Origin of the sequence: Actinomadura napierensis, from assembly GCF_039529375.1 — a bacterium.
GTDB classification, from domain to species: domain Bacteria; phylum Actinomycetota; class Actinomycetes; order Streptosporangiales; family Streptosporangiaceae; genus Spirillospora; species Spirillospora napierensis.
On record NZ_BAAAMR010000438.1, the window covers coordinates 1 to 516 of the forward strand.

Annotated in this window: 1 protein-coding gene; it reads right to left on the bottom strand. The window is 43.0% G+C overall.

All coding sequences use genetic code 11. The annotated features are described in order from the left end of the window. On the bottom strand, positions 1 to 516 hold a 516-nt coding region (locus tag ABD296_RS50365; RefSeq protein WP_344285877.1), incomplete at both ends, for a thiamine pyrophosphate-dependent enzyme.

Below are 516 nucleotides of genomic sequence, written 5' to 3' on the forward strand. Positions count from 1 at the left end.
TCTGGGAAAGCAAGCTTCGCAGCCATTGCATAAGGTAAACCAACACCCATGGTGCCAAGGCCACCTGAGTTGATCCATTGGCGAGGACGTTTGTACTTATAATAAAGTGCACCAAACATCTGATGTTGACCTACGTCAGAAGTAATAATGGCATCGCCATTGGTCACTTTATATAAAGTTTCAACAACCTGCTGTGGCTTCATAGTGCCATCAGATGGATTTTCATATTTCAAGCCATGAACTTTGCGCCATTCATTGATTTGAGACCACCAAGCCGCAATTGCTTCAGGATTTGGTTTAGACACATTTAATTGTTTTAACTGTGCCAACATTTCTTGAAGAACTGGCTCTACTGCACCAACGATCGGAATATGCGCCATAATCGTTTTTGAAATAGTTGCAGGGTCGATATCGACATGAATCACTTTTGAGTTCGGGCAGAATTTGGCTGGGTTATTTGTTACGCGGTCATCAAAACGCGCACCAATCGCCAAAATTACGTCTGCATGGTGCATT